Below are 25,739 nucleotides of genomic sequence, written 5' to 3' on the forward strand. Positions count from 1 at the left end.
CTTCGCCTTTTCAGTCATAATGATTGCACCTCTCTGGTGAAGGGTTGTGCCTTCGTAAACACTACCTTACCACTGTTCTCCGAACAGTCCAGAGAGGTTTTTTATTTTTTAGGGTGCGGATTTAGGACAGCGTCCGGAGGAAGGAAACGGAGGTGTAGGATGCCCCAACCACGGAGGTGATGCCTGCCGCCCAGAGAATCACTCCGGCGATTCTGTACCCGAGGGGGCCGGCGCCGATCTGGAAGGCCGATGCCACGGGGTTTTTCATGTCGATCTCCTTTCCGAGAAGAACCACGCCGAGAAAGGCAAGGAACAGAAGGTAGCGCATAACGCCGGTGATGGCGATGCCGTTGACGGATCCCCTGCTGATCTGGGTGATGTTCTCCTTGCCGGTGATCCCCGCGTCGATGATCCTGTGGGCGCCGGAAAAGGTGATGTAGCCGCCCACGGTTCCGCCCACGAGGGTCAGCACCACGAGCCACTTGTATTCCTTCAGCAGGTTGATGTCCGTAAAGGGTTTCACCATTTCACGGACCGTCTCCATGACGGGAGGCTTCGTGACGAACACCACGTAAAACACCAGGGCGAGCATGAGGAAGCCGAGAATCTGGGTGAACTTGTCCATGGCCTTGCCGAGGTCCTTCCAGAGGAAGATGGTGATGGCGATGGCCGCACTGATGGACGCCCCGACGACCTGCTCGGAGCCGAAGACCACCTCGAAGCCCAGGGCCGCTCCGCCCACGTTGCCCACGTTGAAGGCCAGTCCGCCGAGGGCGACCGCGAAGGCAAGGAAATACCCCAGCCCCGGAAGGACCTTGTTGGCCACGTCCTGGGCGCGCATGCCCGAGACGGCGAGGATCCGCCAGATGTTCAGCTGCACCACGATATCGATGAGGATGGAGAGGAGAATCGCGAAAGCTAACGTTGCTTTCAGTTCATTGGTGAATGAAATCGTCTGGGTGAGGAACCCCGGCCCGATGGCCGACGTGGCCATGAGGAACGCCGCTCCCAGAAGAACGCTGAGAGTTTCGCTTCTGCTTCTTTCCTGCGTCTTACCCAAGTCTGTCATAGCGACACCTCCGTATAGGGGGAAAATATGATACAGCACGATCATTATACGTGATTTTCAAATGAAGAAAAGAAGAGAAAATTTTCACTATTCTTACTGACCAAAAAAGGTACTTCCTAAATCCGCAGGTTTTTCAGGCAGAGGGAGTGTCGCCGGGCACAGCGCCCGGGCCGAGAAACCGACACGGATGTCGGTTTCAGGTGCAGTTGTCAAGGACGACAATCTGCACCGGCGGCCCAAGCGAGCACCGGTGACACTCCCCGCTGAGGTGCGGATTTAGGTACTTTTCCAAAATGAGGAACGGGAGGAAATGACGAAACCGTTACGCCGCCGTTGCATTTCTTTGCTACAATATCCTTGGAAACAGGTTCGGGAAGGGAGTCCTGACAATGATGCGTCGTGCCCTGTGGCTTTCAGGAGGGGTTTGCTGGTTCGCCTACGTTCTGGCGCCTCTTGCCCTCATTCTTGTCGGATCTTTCGGCGAGAAGTGGTTCGGCACGTTGCTGCCCACCGGGTTCACCCTCAGGTGGTATGCGGATCTTTTCTCCAAAACCATGTACGTCCGGGCCATGGGGATGAGCCTCCTCGTTGCCTGCCTCACCGTCTTCATCAATGCGGCCGTGGGCATTTGCTCCGTCTATGCAGTGTCCGTCCTCGAAAAAAACCGGCTCCGGCGGGCCTTCGACTTCGTCATCCTGCTTCCCATCGCCATTCCTCCCGTAGTCATGGGACTCGGCCTCGTTCAGGGCTTCAACTGGCCCTCCTTTTCCCTTGTAGGCACATGGCAGCTTCTCCTGGGCGCCCACCTCGTGTATACCCTTCCCTTCATGCTCCGCCCCCTCATGGCCAACATGGACATGCTGAACTGGAACATTCTGGAGGAAGCGGGGACGTCCCTCGGGGCAACACCTTTCTTCCTTGCGACCCGTGTCCTGGTGCCCAACCTCGTCCCCGGGCTTCTCTCGGGGGCCATCATGACCTTCGCCATGTCCCTGGGAGAGTTCCAGCTCGCCGTCATGGTCACCGGCTCGGCAAGCCAGACTTACCCGGTGGTTCTCTACCAGGCTTTTTACGTGAGCACGGGTTTCGCCTGCGCGGCCACCACCCTGCTGGTCCTCTTCAGTATTCTGAGCCTCGGCGCCGTGATTTTCCTGGGGAGGCTGTTCGGCGCCAGGAGCGCCGGAATGGCCGTTTGACAATGCACTCCGCGGAAAGGAGCATGTCCGGAATGGAAAGACCCCCCATTATATCAGTCATCGGAACATCCACCGCGTCTCCCGAGATTTACGAACTGGCCCGGGAAGTGGGACGACTCCTCGCCGGGGCAGGATGCACCGTGGTGTGCGGCGGAAGGGGGGGCGTCATGGAAGCAGTCTGCCGCGGAGTCTCCGAAGAAGGGGGGACATCCGTCGGCCTTCTTCCGGGGGACATCCGGGAGGCAAACCCCTATGTCACAATTGCCCTCTCCACCGGTCTCGGGGAGGTGCGGAATTTCGCCGTGGCCTCCGCCGGTGACGCGGTCATCTCCATAGGAGGCGCTTTCGGCACACTGTCGGAGATAGGGTTCGCCCTGAGATCCGGAAGACCCGTGATAGGCCTGAAAACCTGGCAGATCTCCGAGGACGGAGAATCACCGTCGCCGATGATCAAGGCGTCCACCGCAGGGGAAGCTGTCCGGCTGGCACTCGAAAAAACGGGGAGGGATTTCCATGGCCGGGGTTGAACTGAGAGCTGTCAGCAAGCGTTTCGGAAAGACCTACGCCGTACGGGACGTCTCCCTCTCCGTGGACAAGGGTGAATTCCTCTCCCTTGTCGGCCCCTCGGGCTGCGGAAAAACCACCACCCTCAGGCTCGTGGCGGGATTTCTCGCCCCCGACGAGGGGGAAGTGCTGCTGAACGGAGAATCCATGAGCGGGGTGGGTGTCCGGCAGCGACAGGTCGGCATCGTCTTCCAGAACTACGCCCTTTTCCCCAATCTGACCGTTTTCGAAAACGTGGCCTTCGGGCTCAGGACCAGGAAAACGCCGGAGGACATTCTGCGGCCGAAGGTGGAACAGCTTCTTTCCATGGTTGGTCTCGACCGGCGGGCCTCGGCCCGGCCCCGGGAGCTTTCAGGCGGCCAGCAGCAGCGGGTGGCCCTTGCACGGGCCCTCGCCATCACCCCGAAGGTCCTCCTTCTGGATGAGCCCTTGTCGGCCCTGGACGCAAAAGTCCGGAACTCCCTGCGGTTCGAGATAAAAAGAATCCAGAGGGAGAGCGGCATCACCGCGATCTACGTGACCCACGACCAGGAAGAGGCCCTGTCCATATCGGACCGGGTGGCCCTGATGAACGACGGCCGAATCGAACAGACAGGCTCCCCCAGGGACATTTACCTGCGGCCCGCGAACTCCTTCGTCGCCGATTTCGTCGGGGTCAACAACCTGCTGGAGGGCGAGTATCTCGGCGACGGCAGGTTCAGGTGGAAGGAAAAAATCCTTTCGGTGGAGAATGTGCCCCTTCCCAAGGGCCCCTGTTCACTCATGATACGGCCTGAGCGAATTTCCCTCGCCTCCCGGGACGTTCCCCCGGGAGGGGGGAATATCCTTCCGGGGAGAATGGCCGGGAAGGTGTTCCTCGGTCCTCTCCTTCGTCTTGCCGTGAACGTGGAAGGAGAACAGATCCTTGTTGACATTCTCAACACGGAACTGGACCCCCCTGCCCTTGATGAAGGCGTCGTGCTCCGTTTTTCCCCCGATGACGGAAGACCTGTGGCAGGAAGGTAAGAAAATTCCGGGGCGGCACCGCTGAAAATCCGGGCTGCTCCGATAAAACGGCAAATAGATAAAGAATCTTATTTTCACTGGAGGGAAAAACAATGAGAAAACATGCAGGGAAAGCGTTACTGTCGCTGATTGCGGTCCTCCTTCTCGCGGGAGCCTGCTTCGCGGAAGAACTCTATCCGGGAGAAAACGCCCTCGCGGAGGCCGCACGGAAGGAAAAGGGGCTCAACAGCTACGACACCGGTCCCACGTGGGCAAACTGGCAGGCCCTCTTTGACGGCTTCGAAAAGCGATACGGCATCCAGATCACGTGGAACGACCTGGGCAGCGGGGCCACGGTCGTTCGGCTCGACAAGGAGCGGAACAATCCCCAGGGTGACACGGCGTACTACTTCATGCCGTCAGGAGACGCCGCTCGGGAAAAAGGGGTTACCGAGCCCTTCAAGCCGGTGAACTTCGACCTCATCCCCGACGAACTGAAGGATCCCGAAGGGAACTGGTTCTGCGTCCACAAGGCCACGGTGGTGTTCGTCATCAACAAGAACCTCGTGAAGGAGACCCCGAAGGGATGGCAGGACCTCCTCGACCCGAAATACAGCAAGTCGGTGGTCTACCTCGATCCCCGGACTGCGGGCATCGGATACGCCATCGTCATCGCCACCACGTACGCCCACGGGGGCGATCTCGACCGTCTCGACAAGGGGATCGACTACCTGGCCGCTCTCCAGAAAGCGGGGAACGTTCGCATGATCGAGAAAACCACCGAGTTCGACAAGTTCGTCAAGGGCGAGATTCCCATCTGGATCACCTATGACATGAACGCCTACCGGGCCCGGTACATCGCCGGCCTCGGCGACGCCATCGACATCGTCATCCCCGAAGAGGGCACCATCACCGCACCCTACGCCATGAGCCTCGTCAAGGGCGGCCCCAACCCCAACGCGGGCAAGCTCTGGCTGAACTATATCCTTTCATCGGAAGGGCAGGGACTCTTTGCGAAAGGGTTCGTCCGGCCCATTCTTCCGGGATTTGAGATGCCGGCGGATGTGGCGGACAAGTTCCTCCCGGCCTCCGACTACGCCCGGGCAAAGGACGTGGACTGGGTGAAGGCCCAGAAGGTGCAGAAAGAGGCTGCCTCTCTCTGGGGCAGCAAAGTGCTTGGGGAGAACTAGAGACCATGGAGCGCCGGAGCGGAACATGGCTTTTGCTGCTGCCTCTCGCGGCGGTGCTGGGGCTGTTCCTGCTCTGGCCTCTTGCCCTTGTACTGTGGGAGAGCCTCTTCATCGAGGGGAGGTTCTCCCTTGACAACTATCTCAGCCTTTTCGTGAGGAAGCTGTATCGGGAATCCCTGACCACGAGCCTCGTTCTCTCGGCGAGCACGGCCGTCCTCGGGACGGCCGTCGGTCTGCCGCTCTCCTACTTTGTCCACAAGACCGGAGGCCGGGCGAAGAACATCCTTCTCGCCCTCACGGCGGTTCCTCTGACCCTGAGCGGTCTCGTGGTGGGCTTCGCCTTCATCGTCCTCCTCGGGACCAGCGGTTTCATAACCATCATCCTCAGAGAGCTGTTCGGCATCAATCCCCTCGAGTTCTCCGCCTTCCTCTTCACATGGAGAGGACTCGTCATCGCCTACCTCTATTTCCTCATACCCAGGATGATCCTCACCATGACGGCGGCGTGGAGCAACGCCGACTGGAGCCTCGTGGAGGCCGCCGTGTCCCTCGGGGCCGGGCCCGTCACGGTTCTCCGGAGAGTCCTCTTTCCCATGCTTGCTCCGGCCATCCTCGCCGGCTCGTCCCTGCTCTTCGCCGTGAGCATGGGAGCCTTCGGCACGGCCTTCGCCCTCACGGGCACGGCCGTAAAAATCCTACCTCTCGTCATCTATACCCACGTTTCGGAACTGTCGTCGGACATAGCAAAAGCCGACGCCCTGGCCATCGTCCTGACGCTGGTGACCACCGGCGTTATTATCGCCTACGAAAAATTCTTCACGTCCCCGTCGTCGGCCCGGTAAGGGTCAGAACATCAGACGGAGGGCAGCGACAAAGGCCAGGGCGAGGACGATCTGGTTGAACCTCTCCTGGGAGATGCGCCGAACCACCCAGTAGCCCAGGATGGCCCCTGCGGCAATGGACGGAAGAGCAAGCAGGTTTACCTTCAGGCTCTGGACATTGATGAGGCCCAGGTTGATGAAAAGAGGGACCTTCAGCAGGTTCATGGTAAAGAAAAACCAAGCCGTGGTGGCGATGAACGGAAGCTTGGGAAGACCCACGATGAGCAGGTACAGGCTCATGACGGGGCCGGACGAGTTGGCCATGCCGGTTCCCATGCCTGCGAAGAAGCCGAACAGGACCGTCAGGAACGGGGATGTCCGGGATGGAAGGGATTTCCCCGAGGCGATTCTTTTGTTCTTCACAATCCGGGAGATCTGGTGAACCCCCAGCATGAGCAGTACCACGGCACCGATTATGGGCTTGAGTTGTTCGTTGGTTACATGCCGCAGAATGAGATACCCGGCTCCGAGGCCCAGGAATGCGAAGGGCAGCAGGGTGAAAAGCTGCCGCCTGTCCGTATGCTTCCAGTACTTTCCGACGGCGAAAATGTCGCCGAAAATGAGCATGGGAAGCAAAACGCCCACGGACATCCGGGAGGGCAGCGCCATGGCCATGAGCACCACCACGAGAATGCCGCTTCCGGGGACGGCTGTCTTGGCGATTCCCACTCCCGCCCCGGAGGTAAGAACGACTATCCAGGCCCAGGTCGGCAGATCAAGCCCGGTGAACGATGCGAGAAAGTCCATACTATTCCTCCCGGTGTCGTTGCTTCGGTCAGCATGTTGATTATATCCTACTTTCTGCATCTGCGGAAGGAAGAACCTCTCTCTTCGGAAAACCCTAAATCCGCAGGCAGCGGGAGTGTCACCGGTGCTCGCTTGGGCCGCCGGTGCAGATTGTCGTCCTTGACAACTGCACCTGAAACCGACATCCGTGTCGGTTTCTCGGCCCGGGCGCTGTGCCCGGCGACACTCCCTCTGCCTGAAAAACCTGCGGATTTAGGAAAACGCAACCTTGTTGCATTTCTTCTGCATTCTGGTATAGTAAAAGCAACTTGGTTGCAAAAGGAGACGATTTCTGTGAAGACGATTCTCAAGCAATTTAGGGTTTTGCTTTTCTTTTCTCTCCTCGTCATGCTTCCGTCCCTGCCCGCCCGGGCAGAGATCGTCGCAGCCGCCGCATCCCTCCAGCCTGCCATGCAAAAGGCCATTCCCCAGTTCAACAGGGAGCACGGAGCGGACCTCCAGGGTGTCTACGGGGCCTCAGGGAACCTGGCGCGGCAGATTGAAAACGGCGCCCCCTTCGGGCTCTTCCTCAGCGCCGATGAAAAATGGGCCCGGTACGTCCGGGAGAAAGGTTTTCTCGACTGCGATCCCCTGCCCTTCGTGAAGATGCCACTGGTACTCTGGCGCATGGGGAGCGAAGCTCCCTCCATCGAACTGCTCGGCTCGGAAGGGTTAAAGATCGCCATCGCAAATCCCGAGACGGCGCCCTTCGGGAGGATGGCGAAAGAATATCTTCAGGAGAAAGGTTTTTTCGATAAAATCGAAAAAAGCGGGAGGCTCATCCTCGGAGGTGACGTGCTGAAGACGGCCCTCGCCGCCCAAAGCGGCGGAGCGGACCTGGCGGTCATTCCCCTCAGCGTCGCCCTCCGGCTTGAGGGAGGCCGGTGGACCGAACTGGACACCCCGCCCCAGGTGCTCTTCGGCGGACTCGTCAAAGGAAAGAAAACAGTGCAGCTCGAGGCCTTCTGGACCTTTCTCCGCTCTCCCGAGGCGGAACCGGTGATGAAGGAGTTCGGTTTTATACCTGTGGACCGCTGATACCTCCATGCTCCCTCCCTTTCTCCTGAGCCTGAAAGTTCTTTTCTTCACCATCCCGATTCTGATCCTCCTCGGAGGAGGGGTCGGGTGGACTCTTGCCCGCAGGGAGTTTTTCGGCAAAGAATGTTGCTCTCTTCTCGTTCAGCTTCCCCTGATACTTCCGCCGTCGGTGATGGGCTTTTATCTTCTTTTTTTTATCGGAAGATCTCCCCTTCTCAGGGAAATGGACATTCTCTTCTCTTTTCCCGCCCTCGTTCTCGGCGCCTCCGTATCGGCGGCGCCCATCATGATCCAGTCAGCCCGGGCGGCCTTCGCCTCAGTGGACAGAGAGCTCGAGGATGCCGCCCGGACCCTGGGGAAAAAAGAATCCGCAATTTTTTTCACCGTCACCCTGCCCCTTGCCCGGCGCACGCTTCTCGTGGGACTCGCCCTTTCCGCGGCGAGAGCGCTGGGGGACTTCGGCGTCTCCATGATGATCGCCGGCAATATTCCGGGGCGGACCCAGACCCTCCCCCTTTATATCTACAACCAGGTGGAAACCCTCAATTTCGCCCGGGCCCACGGAGCGGCCCTGCTTCTCGTGGGAGCGGGGCTCGCAAGTCTCTACGCTGTCCGGATGCTGGAGGAAGGAAGGAAGGGACAGCATGCTTCGTGCTGAATTCCGTGATGCGGCCGGCTCTTTTTTCCTGAACATTTCCATGGAGGTAGGCGCGGAAACGGCGGTGCTCTTCGGACGAAGCGGCTCGGGTAAATCCCTGACCCTCAGGTCGCTGGCAGGCCTGAGGACTCCCGTGGAAGGGAGGATCATCCTCGGGGAAAGGGTTCTCTTTTCTTCTTCGGAAAGGATAAACCTTCCTCCCCGGGACCGGAAGGTGGGGCTTCTTTTCCAGGACCTGGCCCTCTTCCCCCATATGACCGCCCTGGAAAACGTGGCCTACGCCCTGCCCAAGGGGAGGAAGGGACGGATGAAGGCAGAGGAATGGCTCGCCAGGGTGAAGATGTCGGGCTTTGAGGACCGGCTTCCGGAGAGACTGTCCGGAGGGCAGCGCCAACGGGTCGCCCTTGCCCGGGCACTTGCGGCCGAACCGGATCTCCTTCTGCTGGACGAACCCTTCAGCGCCCTGGACGGCCCCCTGCGGAGAAGCCTCCGCAAGGAACTCCGGGACATCCGGCTGGAAGCGGGCATCCCCATGGTGTACGTCACCCACCAGATCGAGGATCTCTGCTCCCTGGGCGACCGGGTCACCATAATGAAAGACGGGGCCACGACGGAGTCCTTCCCGGTCGGGCGTCTCTGGGAAAGGGGAGCCCGGGGTGAGGCATGGAACGCCCTGGGATGGGGAAATCTCTTTCGGGGCAGCATCGTCTGCAGGGAAGGCGGCTTCCGTTTCGAAGGGGAGACAGTCAGCCTTGACCTTGACGGCGGGGGGCTTTTTACTGGAGAGGGACTGGTTTTCGTGGCGCCTGACAGGATCCGGATTCTCTACCCCGATCTTCCGGTGGACCAGGACCTGGGGAACAATCTTTTCACCGCGGTTGTGGAGGAGATACTCCCCCTGGGGAGTTCCGTCAGGCTCTACCTGGCGGCCGAAGACGGAACAGTTTGGCAGACCGAGCATTCTTCCGGTTCTTACGAAGCCCTCAGGCTCCACCCCGGCTCTCCCGTCCGGTTCGCCGTCCCGCCCTCCGCCCCCGAGGTCTGGATGGGACCGGGAATGGGCGTTCCGGAGTTCAATCGGAATAGAGCAGAAAACCTCCCTCTCCGTTCTTGACCCTGTACATGGCATCGTCGGCGCACCGGAGCAGACTGTCCGCCGTGCGGCCGTGCCGGGGGAAGAGAGCCACGCCGATGCTCGCCGTGGTAGTGAATTTCCGGTCATGAACTGACCTGGAAAGGCATACCGCCGGAATATGGGGAGCTCCTTATATCTTAAGTATTTGATCTGATTTACCAATCAAAACATTCTTTATGCAGTTAAATTATAGCGTTCTCGTTATGCAACCGCAAGTTTTCAGCTTTTCTTTCCCGCTTCGTTTCGCCCGTCCGCTTTACGGGAAACTCTTTTCTGCGAAAAACTGCTATACTCGCACCGGATCGAATTCTTTTTCGGAGGTGTACCCCCATGTTTTTCGCACTGCTGTTTTTTTCCGCCCTCGCCCTTCTTCTGTTTGCCCCTTCCGCAGGAAGCGCCCGGACCAGGACGTTCTTCATCACGAAGGAGCAGGCTTACAACGGCATGCTCAGGTCCGACATCCCCCCCGCCCTCGTAATCGACGACGGTGACACCGTGGTGTTCAACACGGTCATGCTCCTGGGCGGGAATCTTTCTCCGGACTTGACCTTTGACGACATGCTCGCTCTCCGCACGGAGATGAAGGAAAAGGGCATCGGCGTCTACGCCTTTACAGGACCCTTCCACATCAACGGGGCCGAACCCGGCGATACCCTGGAGGTACGGATCAGGCGGCTCGTCCCCGGCAAATACGCCGTAACCCACATCTATCCCGACCATATGAACATCGGAGGCCTGCCCGAAGGATTCAGCAAGGGCTTCCTGAAACCTCTCTACCTGTCGGAGGACAGAAAGACCATTGAATTCGCCCCCGGCGTGACCCTGCAAACCCGGCCGTTCCTGGGCACCATGGCCGTAGCGCCCAGGAACGGCGAAGAGCTGCCCCCGGCGGTCCCGGGTTACTTTGCCGGAAACATGGACAACAAGGAACTTGTAGAGGGAACAACCCTTTACATCCCCGTGAACGTTCCCGGGGCTCTCTTCATGGCCGCGGACGCCCACGCCCTCCAGGGGGACGGGGAGGTGAGCATCGCCGCCGCCGAGACCTATTTTGAGGAAGCGGAGCTTCAGTTCGTGGTCCGGAAGGATATGAAACTCCACTACCCTCTGGCCGAGTCGCCGACCCACTGGATCGTCATGGGATTCCACCGCGACCTGAACGAGGCCATGAAGACGGCCATCCGTGAAGCAGTCTCGTTCCTCATGAGGGAAAAGGGGCTCTCCCGGGAGGAAGCCTACTCCCTGTGCAGCCTCGCAGTTGATTTCCGCGTCACCCAGGTGGTGGACGGCGACAAGGGCATCCACGGCATGATCCCCAAGTCGGTCTTCAGTTGACCTTCCGCTCCCAGGTGAAAAATGCCCCTGGGAATCTCGGTCACTTCCTCAAGAAGGAGCAAGCATTTCAAAATACGTCCCGTCCGGGGGAGGGGTAAAAAAACTGCTATTCCGGTTCGGGCGAGGCAGCCTGGTTCTTCCTGGCGGCTCTCCGCTCGCGGAATCCCCAGTAGAGTTTGTAAACCGCGGGCACGACCAGCAGTGCGATGATGCCTCCGGCGACAAGACCGCCGATGGCAACGAAGGCGATGGGCTGCCGGAGGGCTCCGCCCTGTCCCGTTCCCAGGGCAAGGGGCACCATGGAGATAACGGCGGCGGAGATGGCCATGAAGAGCATTCTGAGACGGATGGCGCAGGCCTTCTCGATGGCGACGGCGGCCGGCTCACCTTCATCTTTCCTTCGGGTCTCTGCGTAGTCGATGACCACGATGGCGTTGTTCACCACCAGCCCCACCAGCATGATCAGGCCGATAAGGGCGAAAATGGAGATGGCGACCCCCGACAGCAGCATGGAGGGAATGACTCCCAGGGCGGAAAGGGGCACCGTGAGGATGATCACGAAAGCGAAGAACCATGACTCGAGGATGGCCGCGATGATGATAAACGTCAGCCCTATGGCGAGGAAGAGCGCCCGGCCGAGCTCACCGAAGGTCTCCTCCATGAATTCGGCGTCTCCTCCGTAGTCGATGGAGTACCCCTCGGGAAGATCAAGGTCCGCTATGGCCTGACGGGCATTGGCCGTGGCCTCGCCGACACTGATGTAGCGGGCGTCGGCCTCGACGGTGACCGCCTTCTGCCTGTCCTCCCGGACGACTTCCGTCGGTCCGTCCCTCCACTGCACATCGGCAAATTCCTTCAGGGGCATGAGGCCGTACGTTGTCATGATCGGCAGGTCCTGGACCTTGAAGATATCCTTCGCCTTGTCCGGACTGATCCTGGCCTTGATGTCGTATTCGAAGCCGCCCTGGCGGAATTTCCCCGCGTCCATGCCGACAAGGTAGCCGTAAATCACGTGGGACAGGGTGGTCATGTCGATGCCGAACTGGGAGAGGCGCCACCTCACCGGCAGGACCTGCAGCTCGGGCTTGCCCATTTCCACGTCGATACCGGCATCCACGATTCCGGGGACATGACGGATCCGGTCCCGTATGGTCTCAGCGATCCGGTAGAGGGTTTCAAGCTCTTCCCCCTTGACCACAATCTGGATGGGCTTTCCGCCTCCCATGTTCTTCCGGAATCCGCTGACCGACCCGTCCACGCCGGGCATGGCGTTTACGAAGGGACGGATGCGGTCCGCCATCTCCATGGTGGAGGGACGGTCCGGATCTTCGGCGAAATAGGCTTCTACGGTCGCCTTGTGGGTCCCCTGGTTTCTTCCGGAGGCGCCTACTGTTGAGACAACGTATTCCAGCGACGGAAGGGTCTGCCGGATGTGATTCTCGATCTCCTTCACCCGGTCCTGGGTGACGAATACCGGGGTGTTGCTGGGCAGGGTGATGTCGACCGTCATGACGCCGCTGTCGGTGCGGGGCATCATCTCTGACCCGATAAGCCCTCCCATACTGAAGGCGCCGTAGGTGAGCCCGAGGAAGATCACGACGGTGATCACCGGATGGGCAAGGCACCGCCTCAGAAAGAAGAGGAACAGCTCCTCGAACCCCGAGTAGAACCAGTCCCACCATCCGCAGAGAATGCGCCCCATTCTGGGAACACCTTTGTCAGGCTTGATTCTCGCCGCCATAGAGGGCGTAAGCGTCAGGGAAACCCAAAGGGAGAAGAGGGTGGCGTAGACGATGGTCATGGCGTACTGGACGAGGAACTGACCGGCGATTCCCCTCATGATGGCCACGGGAAGGAACACCCCGAGGTTCGTGGCTGTGCCGGCGATAACCGACAGGGATATTTCCACCGTTCCCTTTTCCGCCGCCTCCTCGGGGGAATACCCCATGTCCCGGAAGCGGTAGATGTTCTCGATGATGAGGATAGAGTTGTTCACCAGGACGCCCATGGAGATGGCAAGCCCCAGGGAACTCATTATGTTCAGGGAATAGTCGTGCATGACCAGGGGCATGAAGGTTGCGAAGAGCGCCACGGGCATGGCCACGGAGACGATGAATGTGGCCGAAAAACGCTTGAGGAACAGGTACAGCACCACCACGGTGAGGAGAATGCCGAATCCCATGTCCCGGAGCACGTTCTTGACCGACGACTCGATAAACTTCGTATCATCGAAGGGAATTTCCACCGTGAAGTCCGGCATGGTCTTCATGAGAGCGCCGAGCTCCTTCTTCACCAGCTCTCCCGCCCTCACCACGTCGGAATTGGGGCGGGCGCTGATCCGGAGCTGCACCACCGGATTTCCGTTCACCCGGGCGATGGACCGCACGTCCTGCTCGCCATCCACCACCGTTCCCAGGTCCCTCAACCGCACGGGGTTTCCCGATGCGGTGGGGATCATGATGTTCTCCAGTTCGTCGGCCCTGTTGAATTCGCCGATGAGGCGAAGCCACGTTTCGTCCTTCTCCTGGGTGATGTACCCGGAAGGATTGGTGACGTTGTTTGCCGCCACCGCCGCCGCCAGGGTCTGGATGCTCACCCGGTATTCGTTGAGGGAGACGGGGTCGAGCAGGATCCTGATCTCCCTGTCCCGGCCGCCGGTCACGTTGGTCTGGCCGACCCCCTCCACCCGGGAAAGACGGGGGACAATGTTGTCCTCGATGATCTTTTTCGCTTCCTTCTCCGGAAGAGAGCTTGTGAAGGCTACGACCATGAAGGGCTGGGCGTTGATGTCCACCTTCCTGAAGATGGGCTCGTCAACGCCGTCGGGAAGCTTGTTCCGGGCTGACTTCACCTTGTTGGACACGTCCACGAGGGCCTGATCGACGTTCACGTCCACTTCCATTTCGAGGACCACGAAGGAGTTGCTCTCCGCGGAGTAGCTCGTGATCTTGTCCAGTCCCTCGAGGTCGGCAATGGCGTCCTCCAGGGGCTTCGTCACCAGCTGCTCGATCTCGTTGGGGCTGGCGCCCTCGTAGACGGTCTGGATCACCACGATGGGAATGTCCACCTTGGGAAGCAGGGCCACCGCAAGCTGGTTGTAGCTGCTTACCCCGAGGAGGACGAGCACAAACACCATCGCCCAGGTAAAAACAGGGCGTTTTATGCAGAAACGTACAAGACCGCCCATGGCTATTTGCCTTCCGTTCCGGGGGCGGCCTCCCCCGTCACAACGACGAGAGCGTTATCAGACAGCAGGTTATGCCCCCTGACGACCACGAGGTCTCCTTCCGAAAGGCCGGCTTCTATCGAAACCGAGCCGTTCTGCCCCTCGCCGGGAACGATCTCCCTCAGCTTCGCCCTTTCGTTCTCGACCACGTAAACATAGGCCTTGTCTCCCCTTCTCTGGATGATTTCCGAGGGGATGACGATCAGGTCCTTCTTTTTCTCCACAAGGAAACGGGCCTCCACGTGGGTTCCGGGAAGCACGTCGAGACCGTTCAGGCAGACATCCACGGGATACAGTCCCGATCCCTGGACGGCCTCGGGGCTGATCCTCTTTATGGAGCACCTGGTCTTCTGCCCGTCGCTCAGCACTTCCACGGGAGTCTCCCTGTTCAGGCTCAGGATGTCCTTCCGGGAGACCATGATCTCTGCCTCAAGGTCCATAAGGTCGATGATGACCAGCAGGGGCTTCCCGTCGGAGGCCACTTCTCCCGGTTCGACGGACCGGCCGGCCACGATGCCGTCAATGCTGGCCCGGATCTGTGTGCGGGCGAGGGTGGACTGGGAGGACTGGAGTTTCGCCTCCTCGCTCTTCATCCTCGAAAATGCCTGCTCCACCTGGTCCTTGGAAACACCGCCCGACTTGTAGAGTTCGGAAAGTCGTTCATAGTCCCGAACAGCTTTCTCGTAGCTCACCCTGTCGGCGGCGACGGAAGCCAGGTAATCCTGGGAGGAGAGGGTCAGCAGCACCTGCCCCGCCTTCACTTTGTCGCCTATCTGGACGTGGACCTCCCGAACGATTTCCTTCACGTAGGACGTGACGGTCTGGCTTTTTCCGGCCTTTACCCGGCCGTAGTAGCTCCTCCATATTTCCCAGTCCTGCCGGGAGAGCCGCATCACATCGACCGGAACGGGCACTTCCTCTTTCTGTTCCATGGCAATCGCGTCGGCGGCGGTCTCCTGGAGCTTCGCCTGCACCCTGACCACCATAAAGACGCCCCCTGCACAGAACAGGAGGATCCAGAACACTACATTCAGCCTTGTAAAAATTGATTTTGGCATGCTTCCTCTGTCCCTTCCGGTGACAAAATTCTCTCGTACATATCCAGCGCAAAGGCCAAAAATCTCTCAATGCACACGGTTCCCGGGGCCTTCTCCAGATTTTCGAAAAGCCAGGAATCCATGGTGTGCCCCATGGCCTGGAGGACACTCCGGAGGAGATCCGGAGGCACGTCCTTTCGAATCGCTCCCAGCTCCTGGCCCCGCTTCAGAAGGTTGGCGGTCCACCGCTCGACCTTCCTGAAGTTTTCCCGAAATTCGGGGCTCCCCTTCATTCCCGTGCCGGGTTCGATCAGGTTCCGAACGACCTTGACGATCCCGAGATTTCCGGCTCCGTAGCGTACAGCCTTCTCGTAATACAGCCGGCAGGCTGTCCAGAACTCTTCCCTGGTTTCGGGCATCTTCAGCTCTCCCACCGAGGAGAGAAACTGCCGCTCCACCTCGTCGAGAACGGTGAGATAGAGGCTATCCTTGTTATCGAAATAGTAGTAGACCACACCCTTGCTCAGGCCTGACCGCTCGATAATCCTGTTGTAGGAGGCTCCGTCGATGCCGTTGGCGGCAATTTCCTCCATGGCGGCTTCGATGAGGGCCGCTCTTTTTTCATCATCAATCTTCCTGGGTCCGTAACGCACGGCGCACCTCATCACCTTTCCTGTTTAGACCGACAGGTTAGACCATCCGGTCTAATCTGTCAACGGGGAAATTCAGGAATGTGTTACGAGACAGTGATAATGTCACCACGGAATGGGAGGCAGGCCGCACTATCGGACAGCGAGCCCATGGAGTCCGGCCTGGCGGACAGGAAATGACGACAGGGGGCGGCCTTCCCGGCCGCCCCCTGTTTCGGTTGCCTCCTCCCCGTCCGGGAAGGGAACTCAGCCGTTCCCGGACACTCCGGTCCGGAGGATTCTTGCCGCGTTCAGCGTGGCGAGGAGGGCCACCCCCACGTCGGCGAAAACCGCTTCCCACATGGTGGCGACGCCGAAGGCGCCCATGACCAGCACAAGCCCCTTTACCCCCAGGGCGAAGGCGATATTCTGCCGGACAATGCTCCGGGTTCTCCGGGCGATTTCAATGCCCTCCGCCACCCCCAGGGGATCGTCCCGCAGTAGCACCCCGTCGGCCGCCTCGATGGCGGCGTCCGCCCCCAGACCGCCCATGGCGAAGCCCGCGTCGGCAGCGGCAAGAAGAGGAGCGTCGTTCATGCCGTCGCCGACGAAGAGGGTTGTTCCCCCTGCCTCCTCCCTGATTCGCCTGAAGGAATCAAGCTTGTCGGCGGGAAGAAGCCCTCCTTCCCAGAAGTCGAGGCCAAGCTCCCGGGCAAGTTTTCCGGCGTTCTCCGGCCGGTCTCCCGACAGCATGCCCACGATGCTCACCCCAAGCTTCCGCAGGCGGTCCACCGCTTCCCGTGCCTGTTCCCTGGGGGTGTCCTCCACCACGAGAAAGCCTGCGTACCGCCCATCCCGGGCCACGTGGACCACCGCTCCGGGCTTCGTACCGGGATCCCCATCGACCGAAACGCCGTGCCGCTCCAGGAGGGCCGCATTCCCGGCGAGAATCTCGCCCCCATCGAGAACCAGCCGGACCCCCAGCCCGGGGTACTCCTCCACGGGAAGGGCGGGACCCTCCCCTGCCGCTGCAACCACAGCCCGGGCAACGGGATGGTTCGATCCACGTTCGGCCGCCGCCGCCGTTTCGAGCAGTTCAGGGCCGGTCATGAAGAAGGACGGATGGACCTCCGTCACCCGGAACACCCCCATGGTGAGGGTGCCGGTCTTGTCGAAGAGGACGGCCTTCGTACGAGCCAGGGTCTCCAGCACATTGCCTCCCTTCAGCAGGATTCCCCTCCGGGACGCGGCGCCCATGCCGCCGAACAGGGCGAGGGGAACGGAGATCACGAGGGCGCAGGGGCAGGACACCACAAGGAAGACCAGTGCCCGGTACCCCCAGTCCCGGAATCCTCCAAGACCGGCGAGAGGAGGCACCAGGGCGAGAAGGGCGGCCAGGACGACCACCGAAGGGGTGTACCACCCGGCAAAGGACGTGATGAACCGCTCTGTGGGGGCCTTTCGCTCCCGGGCCTCTTCGATCAGACGAAGACCTTTGGAAAGGGTGGTTTCTCCGAAGGGGCGGAGCACTATCACCGTGAGGGTGCCGCCGAGGTTGACGGTCCCGGCGAGCACTTCGCTCCCCTCCGACACGTCCCGGGGAACCGATTCTCCCGTCAGGGAGGAAGTATCCAGGGAGGATGTCCCCTCAAGCACCTTTCCGTCGAGGGGAACCCGCTCCCCCGGCTTCACGAGAAGCATGCTCCCGGCCGCGACGTTCTCCGCCCTGACCGATTTCCACTCCCCCTCTTCGAGCACCGTCGCCCGGTCGGGACGGATGTCAAGAAGCGACAGGATGGAACGGCGGGACCTCTCCACGGCAAGGGACTGTACCAGCTCTCCCGTTTCGTAAAACAGCATCACCGCCACCGCTTCCGAGAACTCGCCGATGGCGAAGGCACCGCCGGTAGCGGCGGTCATGAGAAAGAACTCGTCGAAAAAGGCCCCCCGGCGGATGTTTCCCGCCACGGTACGGAGGACCTTGATTCCCGCCGTCAGGTAGGCCGCTGTGTACAGAAGGATCCGGACCGTATCTCCGAGGGGCAGGAAGAGGGCGGCCAGCCAGAGCAGGGCTCCGGCGGAAAGACGGATCACGTCTCCCTTCGGCGGGGAGGACGCCCCTTCCGGAAGGCGTTCTTCCGAGACCACCACCCCCGGCTCGATGGACGACACGACGGTCCGGATGCTGGAGATGAGTTCAGCCGAAGGCCGCTGATCTTCGAGAGAAACCCTCATCCTTCCTGTGACGAGGTCGATGGTTGCCGACGAAACCCCGGGCAGGACAGCCACGGCTTTCTCAATTTTCGCCGAACACTGGGTGCAGCTCAGCCCTTCGAGGGAGAGGCGGATTTCACCGGCACCGTCAGCCATGGACGTCTTCCTCCCCTGAGGCGCTGTGGCGGACGTGCCGGAAGCCCTGCTCGAAGATGGTTCTCACGTGGTCGTCGTCGAGACCGTAGATGGACGACCGTCCCTTCCGGGCGACCCGCACCAGGCGGGCCTGCTTGAGCACCCTGAGCTGGTGGGAAATGGCCGACTGGTTCATGGAGAGCAGCGCCGCTATGTCCGCCACGCAGAGATCGGAAACGGAAAGAGCACAGAGTATCTTGATCCTCGTGGTGTCGCCGAAGACCCGGAACAGGTCGGCAAGCTCGTAGAGCATCTCGTCGGGAGGCATCTCCGTCGAGACGCGGGAAAGACCGTTCTGCATGGATTCATCCTGGATCAATTGGTTCATGGCTCTTCTCCTTATATGAATATATGCGCACTTGTTCATATATTCATATACCACCGAAACGCTTTTTTTTCAACCCCCGGGAGAGCGAAACCATACCCTTCCCGCACACGGAGGCGGACGCCCCTTCGGGAACGTCCGCCTCCGTGTGCGCATCGATTTCCGTGAAATTTCCGGATCGGCTTCTATTTTTTCTGCCGGGCGATGAAGGCCTCCAGTTTTCCGACATGCTCCTCCACAACCTTGTTGTGGTAAATGTCAAGCCCTTCCTTGTATTTCTTCAGGGCCTCGCCGTACTTCTTCGCGTTCTGGAGCTGCCCCGCCTGCTTCCAGATTTCCTCGGCACTGGCCTTCGCCTTGGGCATGAATGCCTCGAGCTTGGCGACATGATCGCTTACCGTTCTGTCAGGGGAGAGCTCCAGCCCCTTGCGGTACAGGGCCAGGGCCTCCTCGTACTTTTTCGCCTGCTGGAGGTCGCCCGCCTCCTTCCAGAGGGTTTCAGCCTGCCGCCGGGCATCTCTGCCGGTTACGTCTTCGAAGGGAGCAGTCTCCTTCGGTAGAGCGGAGACAGAGGCTGCGACCATACGTTCGAGCCCCTCGGCGTAGTCTTTCACCTCGGGGTCATCGTGGAAGGCGAGGCTCTCCCTGTATTTTGCCGCAGCACCGGCCCGGTTCCCCTCCTTTTCGAGGGCCGCCGCCTCCTCGCGCAGCCGGAGAGCTTCCTTCAGACGGGCAAGTTCGTTTTCAAGGCTTTTTTCATCGGGATCGGTTTGCGAAACTTCAGGAGGAGTCTCCTCCCCCTGAGGAGGAACATCCGAGGGAGGCTGGACGGACGGGGTTTCCTGTCTCGGCTGTTCAGGAACTCTCGCCGGCCATGCATTTTTCATCCTGTGCACCGACGGCACTCCGGGCGCGTATCCGCTGGGACGGTCCTTGACGAGCACATCGCCGTCGGGCAGAACGGCCATACCCTCCATTATGCCGAAAGTCCTCCTGACAGGAAGAACCTGGAGAAACCTGCCGTCCGGCCCATAGATCCATATTCCTTCCTCGGAATCGTCGTAGGCGTACACCCGTCCTTCCGCGTCCGCCCCAAGGTACTCCACCTGGAAATAGATCTCTTTCTCCCCGGGGAGGGCCGGCAGGTCGCTCCCCCACAGGGGCCATTCTTTGAGAAGGTTCCCTTCCAGGTCATACACCGAGAATATGTCGGCTCGGTCGTTATCCGCCTGATGTTCGGCTATAACAAGTTTTTCCCCGGGAAGGAGCGCCATGGGACCTTCGATCTTCATATCCCGGGAGAGAAGCAGCTCCCCTTCAGGTGAAAAAACCAGGAGTCTCGGCTTTCCGTCCTTGCCTTCTTTCGATCCTGCGGCGACAATTTTTCCCGTTTCCGTAACGGCGAGGAACCATGGTTTATATAGACCCTTCTCCCCGAGAGTTTTCTTGTCCGCCTTTATCTTTCCCAGGAATTCTCCTTTTCGGGAAAAACGCTGGATATTCGCGTCCACAGAATACCCCTCGTCGGCCACGTAGAGGGACCCGTCCGGGGCAAAGGCAATGACCGTCGGCCAGGCGAATGTTCCGTCCTCACCCTTTCCCTTCTCTCCCCATTCGTCCAGAAGGGTTCCCGAAGCATCGAAAAGGCGGATCCTTTTGCCGAACCTGTCGAGGAGAGCCACCGTTCCGTCGGCTGCAACGAAAGGCCCCTCGGAATGGCGGAAACTCGTATCGGTCGCACCGAAGAGGAACGAAAGACTCTTCTCCAGCGGGGGGACGCCTTCCCGGGCCGAGGAGAGCATGGTTTTTATCACGTCCCGGTACTTCTCGATGGACGCCGACTTGCCGGCGATCATCACGAGAATGTGTTTGCCCTCCGCATCGGGCTCCTTGGCGACCACGAGGTTCATCTCCGCTTTCTGCGTCTTCCCCCGCATCTCGACGTCGGCGGAAAGGGAATAGTATACCGCCGGGCGGGACCCGATGGTGATTTCTTCTTCTTTAGACGTGAAATTTTTCGTTTTATCCTTCCCCAGGCTTCGTTCCATTTCCTCGAAAAAGGCCCTGTATCCGCCGCCCTTCCGGGCCTTCTGCCGGGTCACGCTGATAGCCACCAGGGGAAGGTCCGCCATGGAGGGGTCGTCCATGGCATCGGGATGGGCCCCGGTGTAGAAGCCCATATCTTCCCCGTCCATCATGGGCTTCCAGTCCGAAGGAACGGTGATGTAAAAGGGAGGAACCCACCGGAGAGCCATTCCCGGGGGGACATCCCCAGGGGAAGGAACTTCGGCTGCCGGCGCCGGAAGAACCCCGGCAAGGAGCGGCACAAGAACAATAGAGACCATGAGAATTCCCGGGCGGAAGGCCACCCGGCCTTTTTTCATCCTGAAGAGACAGTGAAAAACGGGTGAAAGAAAACAGCTCATCGATAACTTCCTCCTTCTCAGCTTGATATACATTCCCCGGGCACCTCCGTCACTTCACCGGGCAGAAGTACACACCCACAGGGAACGATACGGACATATTCTCGTACCTGAGGGGAGCGCCGTCGTTGCCCCAGGGTTCACCGGTTCTTTTGAAAAACTCCAGGGAGTAGAACACCACCAGGTCCATCGCGAAGGACTCGGGGGTCTTTCCCTTTTCCGGCGTCCAGGAAACGGAGGCGGATCCGCCGTTTCCCTGGACAATGGGGCTTGACTGGGCCCCCGTGGTGAAGAACCAGTGCCGGACAGCTATCCGGGCCTCCACCTGTTCAGGCTGCTCCTTTTCGTCCCGCATGTACAGGCGGATCGGGGGTATGGCGCCGATGGAGACGGCGAGCGACAGGGTTACGGGGCGGCCTTCATGCTGCCGGCCGCTTCCCAGTACCGGTCGCCTCAGGACCGGTTCGTCCCGGCCGCCAAGTCCCGCCAGGGCAAGGCTCTGCTTCAGTGCCTCGGCCATCTGGGCGTCGCTCAGACTGATGCCCATTTTCGCCATTTCCTTTGCCATCTGTTCCTTGATGTAGTCCCCGGCATTTGCAACGCCTTCGGTAAGCTCGGCCAGCCGCTTGCCCTCCGGACTGTCCGGGGGGATCTCGCCGTCGATGCCCGAAATCGACGGTGAAAGGACCAGGGGGACGGTGGGAAGGACAACCGTCGGGTCATTCCCGAGAGGAGAACCGGTCATCCAGAAGGTGCGGTTCTCGAAGAAGTGCCGTTTTTCCCCCTTGAGCACCTTGACGGAGACGGAGTCCTCCGCGAGGACCCTGCCTTTTTCGTCCAGAAGCCGTACGGCCGGGCTGAAGGAATCCCCCGGCTTGAGGCCGGTATAACGGTGCCGCATGACGGAATTCTCTCCCGGCCCTTTCCGGTCCTCCACAACCGGGGTTCCGTCGCCGAAATTCCACTCGAACAGGTGGGGTTTCTTCGGTTCGGCCGCCGCCTCGAATTCGTGCTCCGTCTCAGAGGCATCGTCGATCAGCTCCAGCACAAGGGTACGGGGAGGAAGGATCGTAACCCCGACTTCTTCCTCTTTCCAGGCATCGCTTTCGAAGACCCGGCTTCCCGCCTCTATCCTCAAAAAAGCCTCCTGTCCGGGCTTGATCTCGTAGAAAAGTTCCTCCTCGCTGAGAGGCCCTGCGGTTCCCGCTGCAAACAGCCGGACGGGAGCTTCCTCCATTTTTCCGCCCGCAGTCTCGATCTGCTTCGGCTCGCCCTTCACGAAGAGGATTTTTCTCTCGTAGACCGTTTTGTCCTTCTCCCGCACCACGAGCAGGGCAGGACCGGAATATTGAATGGTCAGACCTTCGGCTTTCCAGGCGAGATCCTTCTCGACGTGGTGCTTCATGGAAGCCGTCACCTCAATGATCCGTACCGGGGTGGCCCGGGGATCGACTCCCTCCATCTCGGACTCCATCTCCTCGAATTCAGCCTTCAGCTCCAGGGTGGGGTAGAAAAGATTCATTAGGTCGGCGCAGGCATGGATGGCCACGGGCAGGAGAATTCTCCCCTGCTCTGCGGCGAAGGCGTGGGGAATCTGGAAGGGACCGAGCCTTCTCAATACGGCTGCCGTGGCTCTTCCCGCTTTTTCCTTGGCTCCTTCGAAATCCGACAGGAAGGACTGATTGGGGTCGAACCAGTGGAAACTGAGACGGTCCTGGATCATGGCCGCCCGCACTCCGTCGAACACGCCGTAGAATCTCCGGACTTCCCTTTCCGTGGAAAATCCCGGGATCTTCTTTTTTTCCACCGCCAGGTCCCTCAGCTGGGGGGAGGGGTATCCCTTCTGCCGGTTGTTCGGCGGGACATTCGATTTCTTGTCGTAGATAGTGTCCAGAGAATAGAACGTCCTGTTCACGAAGGACGCCACCTGGCGGAAAAGTTCCTCCGGGGTCCGGAGCCTTCCTCCCGCGCTTGCGATAAAGGGGCGGATTCTCGAATCGACGAAGGGGGCCGCCGCCGCCCGCCGGACATGCTCGCTGAAGGTGGCCGCTTCTATGGGCTCGTCGGCCGGGTGGGAGTCGTTTCGGACATGGGCAGGCTGGGTCATGTCCCCGAGCATGTGCATCGATTCCCCCAGGGCCCGGTATGCCCTGGCGAGCTGCAGGCTCCTGAGGTCGTCATGGTCTTTCGGGGCAAGGCTCAGGGACGTCTTGAAATGGAGGGAATTCAAAGCCGGGGGAATGGGGAGGTCGTCCCTGACCTCGAGGGCCGCCTTGTAGGCCGACAGGGCAACGAAAAAGCTGAAGGGGTTGTCGGGATGACTGAGCCCCCATGTTCTCGCATCGATGGCGGGGCTGTCGTACAGACCGTGAGCTTCGCTCTGGTCTGTCAGGTACGACACCCCGGACAGGGCGAGGGGGTCGTAGAAATGCCTCACGGAAGAGTACAGGTTAGGCTCGTCCGCCCAGTCTCCTCCGTTGATGATCCACGACTGGGCGGAAAGGTTCGCCTCCGCGGAAACAAAATCTGACGGAAGCAGGGAAGAGCTGGTCACGGCAAGGCCCCGGAGGGGCTCCGAGAGCCCTTTTCCGGAGAAGGGGCCCATGGTGAATTTTTCCTTGCCCCCTGCCTGGGAGAGAAAGAGCTTCACCGCTTCCAGGTTGATCTGGCGGTGGGGATGCTGGCTCCAGCCATGGGCAGGCGTACCGCAAAAAACGAGGACAGCGGTCAGCGCGAGTATGCTTTTTCTAAAAAAACCTTCGATGGAAATCATCTCTCCGTCCCTCCTTCCGCGGGGTTAAAAGTCGAAAAGGACCCATTGTCCGTCCACCTTGACCCACTGCACGTAGAAGGTGAATCCCCCTACGTCCACAGCGTACTCGGAGGTCCGCATCGTGCTCTTGCTTCGGGGATCGGCATTCTCCGGCGAGCTCAGAAAGCTCATCTCCGCTCCATCGAGGAGTTCCGCGAATGAGGGCATGGCCTCCGGCTTCTGCCCGAAAAGGGCGGCGAAGACCTCCCGGCGGCTTTCGTCGACACACCGGACCGCCCCTTCGACATTTCCTTCCTTCAGGGCCTTCCGAAATCGTCCGAAGGTCTCCTCAATGGCCTTCTTTTCCTCCCCGAGGTCGGGATAGATTCTCCAGTCGGCCTTGTCCTGCCCGGCGGAATCCCTCCTTGCCGTTGAAACCGCCGGAGGCGGCGAAGCAGCCTCTTTTCCGGTTTTCCCTGCCGCAAGAAGGCGTTCGAGAGAGGCTATCCGGTCTTTCAGAGGTTTGAGGTCGGGGCGGAAGGAGAGAGCTTGTGCCTCCAGCAGCGGGTCGGGGTAGAGGACGAAACTTTTCCAGTAGGCCTCCATTGCCCCCGGGACATTACCCTCCGCCTCCATGCGACGGCCCTCGTTCCGGAGGGAAAGGGCCTGCTCCAGCACGGCTATCCGGCGGTGAAGCTCTTCGTTGGAAGGGGGTCCCACGGCTTCCGATCCTCCCGGCTTCACGGCGGAAAGGCACGCAACCAGGCCTGCCAGGACAAGGAAACGACAGGCCCGGCGGGCAGATGCTTCCTCAAAAATTCGGCGCAGTACAGTTTTCATTTTTTCACCGCCTTTATAAAAAAACTCAGATCTCTTCTTCCGGTCCGGGTCCGCCCGTTGTCCCTTCCGCAGCCCGCTGAAGCTCTTCCGACAGGGGCACTTTGTGAAGGCGGAGGGCATCGAAAAGCCTCCCGGCCCCCGGAATGTTCGAACACAGGAACCGCTCGGATCCGCCGTTTCTGAAAAAGAACTCGATCCCCCAGTCCGTTCTCCCGGACAGCAGGAGCGCCTGCCCCATCAGGCGCCAGTCGGCGAGGCCCGCGATGAACATGACGGTCCGCAGCCACTTCGGAGGCCTGTAGTCCACGAAACCGGCGGAAGCGATGTCGGAGAAGGCGATGCGGCGGTCCTTTCCGAGGACGGTCAGGAACAGTTCACCGGGGGTAATTTGCAGGGCGAAGGAAGCGTACTTCGCCGTCCGGTACAGGATAGAGGCGAAGATCAGCCCTAAGGCCCAGAAGACCAGGGTGAACCAGGCGCTGCCGTTCCCGAAATCAAGGAATGCGGCCTGGTCGAAGATATGAACGCCCAAAACCAGGGGAAGCCCGAAGAAGAACCCCGTCATGGCGAAGGAGAGAACATCGGGAAGGATGACCGCGGACCACCTGGGGTACAGGATAGCGCCGGCCGGAAATTTTCTCCGGGGGAGGAACAGGTAGAACAGCGTTCCCAGGAGAAGGGGCCACGGGGCGAGGGAACGGTACGGCCGGACCAGTCTCTGGGGGGCGCCGTTGTCCAGGGCCGTGCCCGGGCCCTCCGCGGTCAGGGCGAGAAACCTGGGGCCGTCGGAGAAAGAGTACTTCAGGTAGGCAAAGGTCTCTCCCTTTTCGGCCATTCCGGGAAAAAGAGAAGTGATGGGCTCCTCCTCTTCGTGGAAATAGAGGCTTTTCCTGGAGGTCCCCCCGGCTTCCCTCCAGGCCGTCGGGGGGGACCCGGGCGGCGCTGCGGCCCCGGCAAAAATCCCGGGCCAGAGTTCACCTTCCACGGTCAGGAGGCGTTTGTCCGTTTTTGAATCGATAAAGCCGGCGATGGTACGGAAGGGCGTGACCGACCGGATAAACCGGCCTCCCGCCGCCTGGGCACCGTACAGCCCCTGGTTCGGGCTGTACTGGGAACGGTACTCCTTCCCCATGTCCACGGAATACAGGCGCACAAGGACACCGTTCCTCGGGCCAAAAAACATTACGATGGCAAGGAAGAGGAGGCACAGCGTTCCGAGCCTTCTGTACAGCTCTTTCATTGGATCCGTCCCTTTTCTTTCC

The 25,739-nt window shown here is 60.2% G+C and carries 20 protein-coding genes and 1 pseudogene; 9 read left to right on the top strand and 12 right to left on the bottom strand.

Annotation, left to right across the window (positions count from 1 at the left end):
- Nucleotides 1-127 precede the first annotated feature (127 nt).
- Nucleotides 128-1,069, bottom strand: a pseudogene (locus JMJ95_RS06525) (NRAMP family divalent metal transporter); the annotation flags it as partial.
- Nucleotides 1,070-1,458: 389 nt separating this feature from the next.
- Between JMJ95_RS06525 and JMJ95_RS06530 the strand changes: the two are divergent.
- The 5 genes from JMJ95_RS06530 (at nt 1,459) to JMJ95_RS06550 (ending at nt 5,845) form a co-directional block, all read left to right on the top strand.
- Nucleotides 1,459-2,265, top strand: coding sequence for an ABC transporter permease (locus tag JMJ95_RS06530; protein WP_290683803.1), 807 nt, complete (start codon nt 1,459-1,461; stop codon nt 2,263-2,265).
- 32 nt (nt 2,266-2,297) lie between these two features.
- On the top strand, nt 2,298-2,792 hold the full coding sequence (locus JMJ95_RS06535; protein ID WP_290683805.1) for a TIGR00725 family protein: 495 nt from the start codon (nt 2,298-2,300) through the stop codon (nt 2,790-2,792).
- Nucleotides 2,779-3,834 (top strand): ABC transporter ATP-binding protein, encoded by a 1,056-nt coding sequence (locus JMJ95_RS06540; RefSeq protein WP_290683807.1) that lies wholly within the window; start codon nt 2,779-2,781, stop codon nt 3,832-3,834. Before JMJ95_RS06535 ends, JMJ95_RS06540 begins: the two co-directional genes overlap by 14 nt.
- Nucleotides 3,835-3,926: 92 nt before the next feature.
- Nucleotides 3,927-5,003, top strand: a complete 1,077-nt coding sequence (locus tag JMJ95_RS06545) for an extracellular solute-binding protein (protein WP_290683809.1) — start codon at nt 3,927-3,929, stop codon at nt 5,001-5,003.
- A gap of 5 nt (nt 5,004-5,008) precedes the next feature.
- On the top strand, nt 5,009-5,845 hold the full coding sequence (locus JMJ95_RS06550; RefSeq protein WP_290683811.1) for an ABC transporter permease: 837 nt from the start codon (nt 5,009-5,011) through the stop codon (nt 5,843-5,845).
- 3 nt (nt 5,846-5,848) lie between these two features.
- On the opposite strand, the gene JMJ95_RS06555 is transcribed toward JMJ95_RS06550, so the two are convergent.
- On the bottom strand, nt 5,849-6,631 hold the full coding sequence (locus JMJ95_RS06555; RefSeq protein WP_290683813.1) for a sulfite exporter TauE/SafE family protein: 783 nt from the start codon (nt 6,629-6,631) through the stop codon (nt 5,849-5,851).
- Nucleotides 6,632-6,964: 333 nt separating this feature from the next.
- Between JMJ95_RS06555 and modA the strand changes: the two genes are divergently transcribed.
- From modA to JMJ95_RS13930, 3 genes are read left to right on the top strand one after another with little or no spacing between them, the layout of a single operon-like run.
- Entirely contained in the window at nt 6,965-7,708 is a 744-nt protein-coding gene (modA, locus tag JMJ95_RS06560) for a molybdate ABC transporter substrate-binding protein (protein WP_290683815.1), read from the top strand.
- Nucleotides 7,709-7,715: 7 nt separating this feature from the next.
- Nucleotides 7,716-8,366, top strand: a complete 651-nt coding sequence (gene modB / locus JMJ95_RS06565) for a molybdate ABC transporter permease subunit (protein WP_290683817.1) — start codon at nt 7,716-7,718, stop codon at nt 8,364-8,366.
- On the top strand, nt 8,353-9,480 hold the full coding sequence (locus JMJ95_RS13930; protein ID WP_367153772.1) for an ABC transporter ATP-binding protein: 1,128 nt from the start codon (nt 8,353-8,355) through the stop codon (nt 9,478-9,480). Before modB ends, JMJ95_RS13930 begins: the two co-directional genes overlap by 14 nt.
- On the opposite strand, the gene JMJ95_RS13935 is transcribed toward JMJ95_RS13930, so the two are convergent.
- Nucleotides 9,440-9,553 (bottom strand): hypothetical protein, encoded by a 114-nt coding sequence (locus JMJ95_RS13935; protein WP_367153774.1) that lies wholly within the window; start codon nt 9,551-9,553, stop codon nt 9,440-9,442. The two genes, JMJ95_RS13930 and JMJ95_RS13935, sit on opposite strands and share 41 nt — an antisense overlap.
- 278 nt (nt 9,554-9,831) lie before the next feature.
- Here JMJ95_RS13935 and JMJ95_RS06580 point away from each other — a divergent pair, with 278 nt between their 5' ends.
- Nucleotides 9,832-10,836 carry an acetamidase/formamidase family protein gene (locus JMJ95_RS06580; RefSeq protein ID WP_290683819.1) on the top strand — a complete coding sequence of 335 codons (1,005 nt, stop codon included), beginning with the start codon at nt 9,832-9,834 and terminating at the stop codon, nt 10,834-10,836.
- 106 nt (nt 10,837-10,942) lie between these two features.
- Here the strand turns inward: JMJ95_RS06580 and JMJ95_RS06585 are convergent, their stop codons facing one another.
- The 9 genes from JMJ95_RS06585 to JMJ95_RS06625 all read right to left on the bottom strand — a co-directional run bounded on the left by JMJ95_RS06585 (nt 10,943) and on the right by JMJ95_RS06625 (nt 25,717).
- Nucleotides 10,943-14,023, bottom strand: coding sequence for an efflux RND transporter permease subunit (locus tag JMJ95_RS06585; protein ID WP_290683821.1), 3,081 nt, complete (start codon nt 14,021-14,023; stop codon nt 10,943-10,945).
- Between the two features lie 2 nt (nt 14,024-14,025).
- A complete protein-coding gene (locus tag JMJ95_RS06590) occupies nt 14,026-15,048 on the bottom strand; it encodes an efflux RND transporter periplasmic adaptor subunit (protein ID WP_290683823.1) in 1,023 nt (340 codons plus the stop codon).
- A gap of 44 nt (nt 15,049-15,092) precedes the next feature.
- Nucleotides 15,093-15,752, bottom strand: coding sequence for a TetR/AcrR family transcriptional regulator (locus JMJ95_RS06595; RefSeq protein ID WP_290683825.1), 660 nt, complete (start codon nt 15,750-15,752; stop codon nt 15,093-15,095).
- A gap of 243 nt (nt 15,753-15,995) precedes the next feature.
- A complete protein-coding gene (locus JMJ95_RS06600; protein WP_290683827.1) occupies nt 15,996-18,098 on the bottom strand; it encodes a heavy metal translocating P-type ATPase in 2,103 nt (700 codons plus the stop codon).
- Nucleotides 18,091-18,465, bottom strand: coding sequence for a helix-turn-helix transcriptional regulator (locus JMJ95_RS06605; protein WP_290683829.1), 375 nt, complete (start codon nt 18,463-18,465; stop codon nt 18,091-18,093). The genes JMJ95_RS06600 and JMJ95_RS06605 overlap by 8 nt, the downstream gene beginning before the upstream one ends.
- 182 nt (nt 18,466-18,647) lie before the next feature.
- Nucleotides 18,648-20,888: a hypothetical protein gene (locus tag JMJ95_RS06610; RefSeq protein WP_290683831.1), complete on the bottom strand. Its 2,241-nt coding sequence runs from the start codon at nt 20,886-20,888 to the stop codon at nt 18,648-18,650.
- Nucleotides 20,889-20,937: 49 nt separating this feature from the next.
- The gene (locus tag JMJ95_RS06615) at nt 20,938-23,658 is read right to left on the bottom strand and encodes a hypothetical protein (RefSeq protein WP_290683833.1); all 2,721 of its coding nucleotides are present in this window, start codon (nt 23,656-23,658) and stop codon (nt 20,938-20,940) included.
- 24 nt (nt 23,659-23,682) lie between these two features.
- Complete coding sequence (locus JMJ95_RS06620; protein WP_290683835.1) at nt 23,683-24,477, bottom strand: hypothetical protein; 795 nt, start codon at nt 24,475-24,477, stop codon at nt 23,683-23,685.
- A 25-nt stretch (nt 24,478-24,502) separates the two neighbouring features.
- Nucleotides 24,503-25,717 (bottom strand): hypothetical protein, encoded by a 1,215-nt coding sequence (locus JMJ95_RS06625; protein ID WP_290683837.1) that lies wholly within the window; start codon nt 25,715-25,717, stop codon nt 24,503-24,505.
- Nucleotides 25,718-25,739: the final 22 nt, after the last annotated feature.

It is taken from the genome of Aminivibrio sp., from assembly GCF_016756745.1.
GTDB lineage: Bacteria > Synergistota > Synergistia > Synergistales > Aminobacteriaceae > Aminivibrio.